This is a genomic window from Methylobacterium sp. A52T, assembly GCF_053346095.1.
Genome location: NZ_JBKFBI010000210.1, coordinates 1 through 6,982 on the forward strand (window position 1 = coordinate 1; position 6,982 = coordinate 6,982).

The following is a 6,982-nucleotide window of genomic DNA, read 5'->3' on the forward strand; positions in this document are numbered from 1 at the left end:
CCCGGGGCCCGGGGGGGGAGGGGGCCGGCCGCCGAGACGGCCACCGCGAGGGCGGCGGCGAGCCCGGCGCCGACGCGCCGGGCGGGGGTGGTGAGGGACGGGATCCGCATGGCGCGCCTCAGGCGGTCACCAGACCGGGGGTCGCCAGCACGAGGTCGCGCACCGCCTGATGGTAGCGGACGTAGCCGGTGCAGCGGCAGATGTGGCGGTCGAGGGCCTCGGTGACGACCCGCTCGACCTCGTCGCGGCGGATCGGCTCGCGGCGCAGGCGCTCGATGAGTACGCTCGCCCCGGTGACGAAGCCCGGCGTGCAGTAGCCGCACTGGAACGCGAAGTTCTCGATGAAGGCCTGCTGGACCGGCGAGAGCACGACGGTGCCGTCCGGCGCGGTGCGGGCATGGCCCTCGACGGTGCGGATGCTGCGCCCCTCGAACCAGTGCGCGCCGGTGATGCAGGCGCGCATCTCCCGCGGGCCGGCCGCCTCCTCCAGCATCACCGTGCAGGCGTGGCAGATGCCCTGCCCGCAGCCCATGCGGCTGCCGGTGAGGCCCAGCCACTCGTGCAGGACGTCGAGCAGGCTCGTGCCGACGGGGACGGGGATCGGACCGACGGCCGCGCCGTTCACGCGGAGCGAGAGGTCCTTGATCTCGATGGCGGCGCTCATGCCAGTGCCTCGCGGATGCGCTCGGGCCGGATGGGGAGTTCGTGGAAGCGGTGGCCGATCGCGTGCGCGACGGCGTTGGCCAGCGCCGGGACGACGGCGATCATCACGACCTCGGCGATGCCCTTGGGCGGGTCGGTCTCGGAGAGCGGCGGCAGGATCTCCACCGTCTGGTTCCACGGGGCCACGTCGCGGGCGCGGGGCAGCTCGTAGCGGTTCCAGTTCCACGTGCCGTCGCCGGGGCCGTCCTCGTAGAGGGGCAGCACCTCCTTGAGGGCGTGGCCGATCCCCATGGCGAGGCCGCCCTGCACCTGGCCGGAGACCAGCTCGGGCACGATCTGGCGGCCGCACTCGAGGATCGAGTGGTGGGACAGGATCGTCACGTCGCCGCTGGCGGTGTCGACCGCGACCTCCGCCAGGGTGGCCATCGGCGCGTAGTAGGTCGTGCCGACATTGTTGCGCTGGGTCGGCGGGTAGAAGACCGCCGCCCGGGGCACGAAGTGCCAGCCCGCATTCGCCATCAGGGCGCGGCGCTCGGGCGGGGCCCCGGCGCCGTAGCGCACCGACAGGGCGTCGATCGGCAGGCGCGTCCGGCCCGTTCCGGGCAAGTCGAACTCGGCCTCGGCCCATTGCCAGCGGTTGAAGGTGTGGAGGGTCACGCCCACCGGCAGCCCGAGCCGGTGCGCCTCGGCGGCGACCTGCTCCAGCGACAGCGGCGGCAGGCCGCCGCCCAGCACTTGCCCGTCCACCAGCCGCAGCCCCCCGCGGGCGACCAGGTGGGGGGCGCCCGCCCCCCCCCCGCCGCCGCCCCGCGCCCAGAGCGCGCGGGCGGCGGGCCAGACGGCGTGGTCGACGAGGAACCGCGCGGCCGTCCGGGTGGCGTGGCCGAGGTAGTAGGCGGAGTTGGTCGCGCTCATCGGCGAGGTGAAGCGCGGGGTCCAGCGGGGGTTCTGCGCCCGGCGGTCCTCCTCTTCCTGGGGCGTCGTGTAGGGCTGGTCGGAGGTCTCGAGGGGCATCTCGGGCCAGCGCACCACGCCGAACGCGGTCTCCGAAGGCACCCGGCCGAGGATCTCGGCCACCATGACCGCCTGCGAGGTGGTGACGCCCGGGCCCATCTCGTGGGCGACGTGGCGCAGGCTCAGGCGGCCCCGCGGGTCGAGCTCCAGCGACGCGACCGCCGCCTCGGCGCCCGTGCCGTAATCCTTGTGCACCTGCGCGAAGCCGACGCCGTAGCGGCGGCCGGGATGGGCGGCCTCGTAGGCGGCCTTGCGCGCCGCCCGGTCCCGCCAGAGCGGGTGCGCGGCGGCCTTCGTCAGGATCTCCGCGTTGCGCAGCGCCCCGGCCGGGACCGCGCCCTGGCTGTTGCGCTGGCCCGAGCGGAGCACGTTGCGCAGGCGCAGCTCGATCGCGTCGATGTCCAGGAGCGCCGCCGCCTCGTCGACCATCATCTCGGTGGCCGACATCGTCTGGAGCGTGCCGAAGCCCCGGGTCGATCCGGCCTCCACGGCCCGCGAGGCCAGGGCGATCGCCTGGAAGTCGCTCTTCGGCAGGTAGTAGATCGACTGCGCCGCGGTGGCGCCGACGAAGGAGACCGCGACGGAGTAGTTGGGGCGCCCGCCGCCGTCGCAGGCGAAGCGCCCGGTCATGGCCCGGAACCGGCCGCTGGCCCGGTCCACCAGCAGGACGTTGTCCATGCGGAAGGCGTGGCGCTTCAGCCCGTTCTGGAACTGCTCGAACCGGTCGTTGGCGAGGCGCACCGGCCGCCCGCCCGCGTAGAGCGCGGCGACGACGCAGAGGAACGGGAAGATGTGGTGGTCCTTCGTCCCGTACCCGACCGTGTAGCCGACCTTGAGATCGACCTCCCTGAGCGGGAACCGGGACTTCGAGACAAGCGCGGCGGCAGCCTCGGCCACGTCGTAGGGCGACTGCGTCGCCATCATCAGGCGCAGCGTGCCGGTGTTCGGATCGTACCAGACGTTGCCGTTGTCGGCCTCCATGGCCGAGGCGTCCGTCGACTGCGACCGGTAGGTCCGCCGCATCACCAGGGCGTCCGCGCCGGCGCCGTCGATCTCGGCGGGGGGGGGGGGCGGCCCCCCCCCGCCCCCCCCCCCGGGGCCGCCGCCGCGGGCGCGGCCGGCCGCGGGGGCGGGGGCCCCCCCCGCCGCCATGCCCCTGGCGAAGGGGCCGTCGTCGCCGGCCTTCGGCCAGGCGGGCTCGTCGCCGGAGAAGCCGGCGAAGATCGGGGACTGCTCGAACGGCGAGAACCGGTCGGGCGCGTCCGGCGCGTCGCCCTCGATCCGCACCCAGCGCGAGGCGCCGTAATGGGCCGGCGGCCTGGGACCGGTCTCGGCGCCGTACTGCACGACGTCGTCGGCGAAGCGCAGGGCGCGCTTGGCCGCGGCGAAGCGCGGGAAGTCGGCGTAGATCAGGATCGCCACCGGCTGCCCGAGCAGGCGCGGCGTCTCGCCCTGCGGCACGAGGAACCAGTCGCCGAAGAAGTCGGCGTGCGGGACCGAGACCCCGTCCGCCACCAGGTCCTCGTGCCGGACGATACGGTCCGGGAGCAGGGAGGCCGGGAGCCGCGACAGGTCGAGGCCGGTGAAGCGGCGGTCGGCGCGGGTCACCGCGACGAGGAAGGCGTGGGCTTGGCCGTCGGGCCAGCCGGCGAGGTCGCGGGCCCGGTAGTCGCGGGAGAAGGTCTTGGCGCCCGTGACCTTGGCGACGGCGTCGAGGCGGTAGCGGGGCCGGCCCGGCGCGGCCCACGGGGAGCCGGCGGACAGGCCGGTCTCGGCGAGCTGCGCCCGGGCCGGGGGCGCCAGGAAGGAGACCTTCACGGCGACGCCCGCCGCCGCGCCGGCCTTCAGGAAGTGGCGCCGCGAGAGCGCCTTGATGGTCTCGGCCGACACGGCGTCTTTCCTCATGGCGTGCCCCCTCAGGCCCGGTCGAGGACGGCCGCGTGCGGGAAGGCGGGCTCCGCGTCGGCGACGCGGTGCTCGGCCCCGGCACCGAGACGGTCCGAGTTCAGCAGCAGGTTCAGGACGATCGCGCCGATCGCGCCGAGGGTGATCCCGCTGTGCAGGATCGGCCCGGCCCAGTCCGGCGCCGTGGCGGCGAAGAGCTTCGGCGCCGCCATCGGGATCAGGCTCAGGCCGATGCTGACCGCGACGACGATCTGGTTCCGGCGATCCCCGAGATCGGCGCCGCCGACGATCTTGAGCCCCGCCGCCGCGACCATGCCGAAGATGACAATGCCGGCGCCGCCGAGCACGGCGGGCGGGATCGACGCCACCGCGAAGGCGACCTTGGGCAGGAGGCTGACGCCCAGGATGATGAAGCCCGCCGCGACCGTGACGTAGCGGCTGCGCACCCGCGTCATGTTCACGAGACCGACGTTCTGGGAGAACGAGGTGTGCGGGAAGGTGTTGAGGCAGCCCGCGATCAGCGTCGAGAGCGAGTCCGCCATCAGGCCGCGGGTCAGGGTCCGCTTGTCCACCGGGCGCCCGACGATGTCGCCCACCGCCAGGAACATGCCGGTCGACTCGACCAGCGTGACCATCATGACGATGCACATCGCCGCCACGGCCGTCAGGTGGAAGGTCGGCCAGCCGAAGTGGAACGGCGTGACCAGGGCGATGAGCGGGCGCTCGGCCAGCCCGTCGAGGCGGAACAGGCCGAGCGGCCAGGCGAGGCACAGGCCCGCGACGAGGCCGATCAGCACGGCGATGTTGGCGACGAAGCCGGTGGCGAAGCGGCTGACCACCAGGATCACCGCCAGGACGAAGGCCGCGACGCCGAGATGGACCGGGGCGCCGAAATCGGGGGCCCCGAAGCCGCCGCCCGCCCAGTTGATCCCCACCGGCAGCAGCGTGACGCCGATGATCAGGATGACCGTGCCGGTGACGAGCGGCGGGAAGAAGCTCGCCAGCCTGGAGAAGAACGGCCGGAGCAGCAGGCCGAACACACCCGCCCCGATGGTCGCGCCGAAGATGCCCGGCAGGCCGATCGTCGGGTCCTGCGCCATCGCCACCATCGGGCCGACCGCCGCGAAGCTGACGCCCATGATGACCGGCAGGCGGATGCCGAAGATCCCCAGGCCGAGGGACTGGATCAGGATCGCGATGCCCGTCACCAGCAGGTCGCAGTTGATCAGGTAGGCGACCGTCTCGGTCGGCAGGTTCATCGCCGCGCCGAGGATGAGCGGCGGCGCGACAGCCCCCGCGCTCATCACGAGCACGTGCTGCATGCCGTAGGCGAGGAGCTTGGGAAGGGGCGGGATCGCGTCGACCGCGTCCACCTCGCGCGTTGTCCTGTCGTGAGACGTCATGGGCGTGTCCTCCGCCAGCCGGGACCTGTCGAGGCGTCGTCCCGTGATGGTGTCGTCAGGGACCCGGCAGCGGTGGCCGGACCTCTTCCGGGTCCGGGCCGCCAGGAGCGGGTGTGGGGCCAGTCGCAGGGCGGGCCGTGGCGGCACGCCCGGGGGCGGGGGAGCGGGCTCTCGGCGGCCGCTCCGGGGTCATGCGCTGCCGACTTGGCTGGCTCTCAAACCTTGCATGGCTGGCCGCGAATGCCATGCCGGGATTTCGGAAGCAGTTTGCGAAAAATCGCCAAGGTGGCCGGTGGCGGCTGCCGTATGCTGCGGCCCGCTGACGGCCCCGAGACGGTGCGCCCGGCACGGCGTTCCTGCTGCCAGAGGGCGGCATCTGGCCGTGGGGAGGCGCCGCGGCCCATCCGGCGCGGCCTCCAGGGCGCACCTGGAGAGACGCGATGACCTCCCTGCTGCTGACGAACGCCGACATCCTGGTGACGATGGACGCGCAGCGCCGGGAGATCCCCGGCGGCGCGGTCTACGTGGAGGACAACCGCATCGTCGCCGTGGGCCCCGCCGCCGAGGTGCCGCAGCGGGCCGATACCGTCCTCGACATGCGCGGCCACGCGGTGCTGCCGGGCCTCGTGAACACCCACCACCACATGTACCAGACGCTCACCCGCGCGGTGCCGGCCGCGCAGGACGCCGAGCTGTTCGGCTGGCTGAAGGCGCTCTACCCGATCTGGGCCCGGCTCACGCCCGAGATGGTCCGCGTCTCGACGCAGACCGCGATGGCGGAGCTGATCCTCTCGGGCTGCACCACGTCGAGCGATCACCTCTACATCTACCCGAACGGCTGCCGGCTCGACGATTCCATCGAGGGCGCCGAGGCGATCGGCATGCGCTTCCACGCCGCCCGCGGCGCGATGAGCGTCGGGGAGAGCGCGGGCGGACTCCCGCCGGACTCGGTCGTCGAGGACGAGGCGGCGATCCTCGAGGACACGCGCCGTCTGATCGAGCGCTGGCACGATCCGGAGCGCTTCGCCATGCGCCGGATCGTGGTGGCGCCCTGCTCACCGTTCTCGGTCAGCCGCGGCCTGATGCGCGATGCCGCCGAACTGGCCCGGCACTACGGCGTCTCGCTCCACACGCACCTCGCCGAGAACGACGACGACGTCCGCTACAGCCTGGAAAAATTCGGGATGACGCCGGCGGAGTACGCCGCCGACCTGGGCTGGACGGGCCCCGACGTGTGGCACGCCCACTGCGTCAAGCTCGACCGCGCCGGCATCGCGCTGTTCGGCCGGACCGGGACCGGGGTGGCGCACTGCCCCTGCTCCAACATGCGCCTCGCCTCGGGCATCGCGCCCGTCCGGCAGATGCGGTGCGAGGGCGTGCCGGTCGGGCTCGGCGTCGACGGCTCGGCTTCCAACGACGGGTCGCACATGCTGGGCGAGGCGCGGCAGGCCATGCTGCTCGCCCGCGTCGGCTTCGGACCGGCGGCCCTGAATGCGCGGGAGGCGCTGGAGATCGCGACGCTCGGCGGCGCGAAGGTGCTGAACCGGGACGATATCGGCGCGCTGGCCCCCGGCATGGCGGCCGACATCGTCGCCTTCGACCTGCGCGGCCTCGGCATGGCGGGGGCGCTGCACGATCCTGTCGCCGCCCTCACCTTCTGCGCGCCGCAGACGGTGGCCTGGAGCGTCATCAACGGGAAGATCGTGGTCCGCGAGGGCCGCCTGACGACCCTCGACACCGGGGCGCTGGCCGCCCGCCACAACGCGCTCGCGGCGGCTCTGGTGCGGGGTGAGGCGTAGGCCGACCCATCCTCCCCGGCCGAGGGGCTCGTGGATTCGGACATCGGGGTCGGCGGCGCGGCTCCAGGATCGGGCGCGCGTCCCCTCTCCCGTGCGGGAGAGGGACAGGGTGAGGGATCAGGTCTGTCCGGACGAGGCGCGTCGATCTCGGGCTCGATCCTGAGACTTCTCAGCCCTCACCCCAACCCTCTCCCGCAC

The 6,982-nt window shown here is 73.6% G+C and carries 4 protein-coding genes; 1 reads left to right on the forward strand and 3 read right to left on the reverse strand.

The genetic code is table 11. The features are described from left to right. Positions 1 to 118 precede the first annotated feature (118 nt). From ACLBYE_RS28785 to ACLBYE_RS28795, 3 genes are read right to left on the reverse strand one after another with little or no spacing between them, the layout of a single operon-like run. Positions 119 to 664: a (2Fe-2S)-binding protein gene (locus tag ACLBYE_RS28785; protein ID WP_012329913.1), complete on the reverse strand. Its 546-nt coding sequence runs from the start codon at positions 662 to 664 to the stop codon at positions 119 to 121. Then, the gene (locus tag ACLBYE_RS28790; RefSeq protein ID WP_447696774.1) at positions 661 to 3,582 is read right to left on the reverse strand and encodes a xanthine dehydrogenase family protein molybdopterin-binding subunit; all 2,922 of its coding nucleotides are present in this window, start codon (positions 3,580 to 3,582) and stop codon (positions 661 to 663) included. The genes ACLBYE_RS28785 and ACLBYE_RS28790 overlap by 4 nt, the downstream gene beginning before the upstream one ends. Positions 3,583 to 3,593: 11 nt before the next feature. Then, positions 3,594 to 4,985, reverse strand: a complete 1,392-nt coding sequence (locus tag ACLBYE_RS28795) for a nucleobase:cation symporter-2 family protein (protein ID WP_447696775.1) — start codon at positions 4,983 to 4,985, stop codon at positions 3,594 to 3,596. 440 nt (positions 4,986 to 5,425) lie between these two features. Here ACLBYE_RS28795 and ACLBYE_RS28800 point away from each other — a divergent pair, with 440 nt between their 5' ends. Next, the gene (locus tag ACLBYE_RS28800; RefSeq protein WP_447696776.1) at positions 5,426 to 6,784 is read left to right on the forward strand and encodes an 8-oxoguanine deaminase; all 1,359 of its coding nucleotides are present in this window, start codon (positions 5,426 to 5,428) and stop codon (positions 6,782 to 6,784) included. The last annotated feature ends 198 nt before the right edge of the window (positions 6,785 to 6,982 follow it).

Excerpts from the sequence above, each read along its gene's own strand:
- ACLBYE_RS28785 (WP_012329913.1), bottom strand. The coding sequence starts at position 664 with ATGAGCGCCGCCATCGAGATCAAGGACCTCTCGCTCCGCGTGAACGGC.
- ACLBYE_RS28790 (WP_447696774.1), bottom strand. The coding sequence starts at position 3,582 with ATGAGGAAAGACGCCGTGTCGGCCGAGACCATCAAGGCGCTCTCGCGG.
- ACLBYE_RS28795 (WP_447696775.1), bottom strand. The coding sequence starts at position 4,985 with ATGACGTCTCACGACAGGACAACGCGCGAGGTGGACGCGGTCGACGCG.
- ACLBYE_RS28800 (WP_447696776.1), top strand. The coding sequence starts at position 5,426 with ATGACCTCCCTGCTGCTGACGAACGCCGACATCCTGGTGACGATGGAC.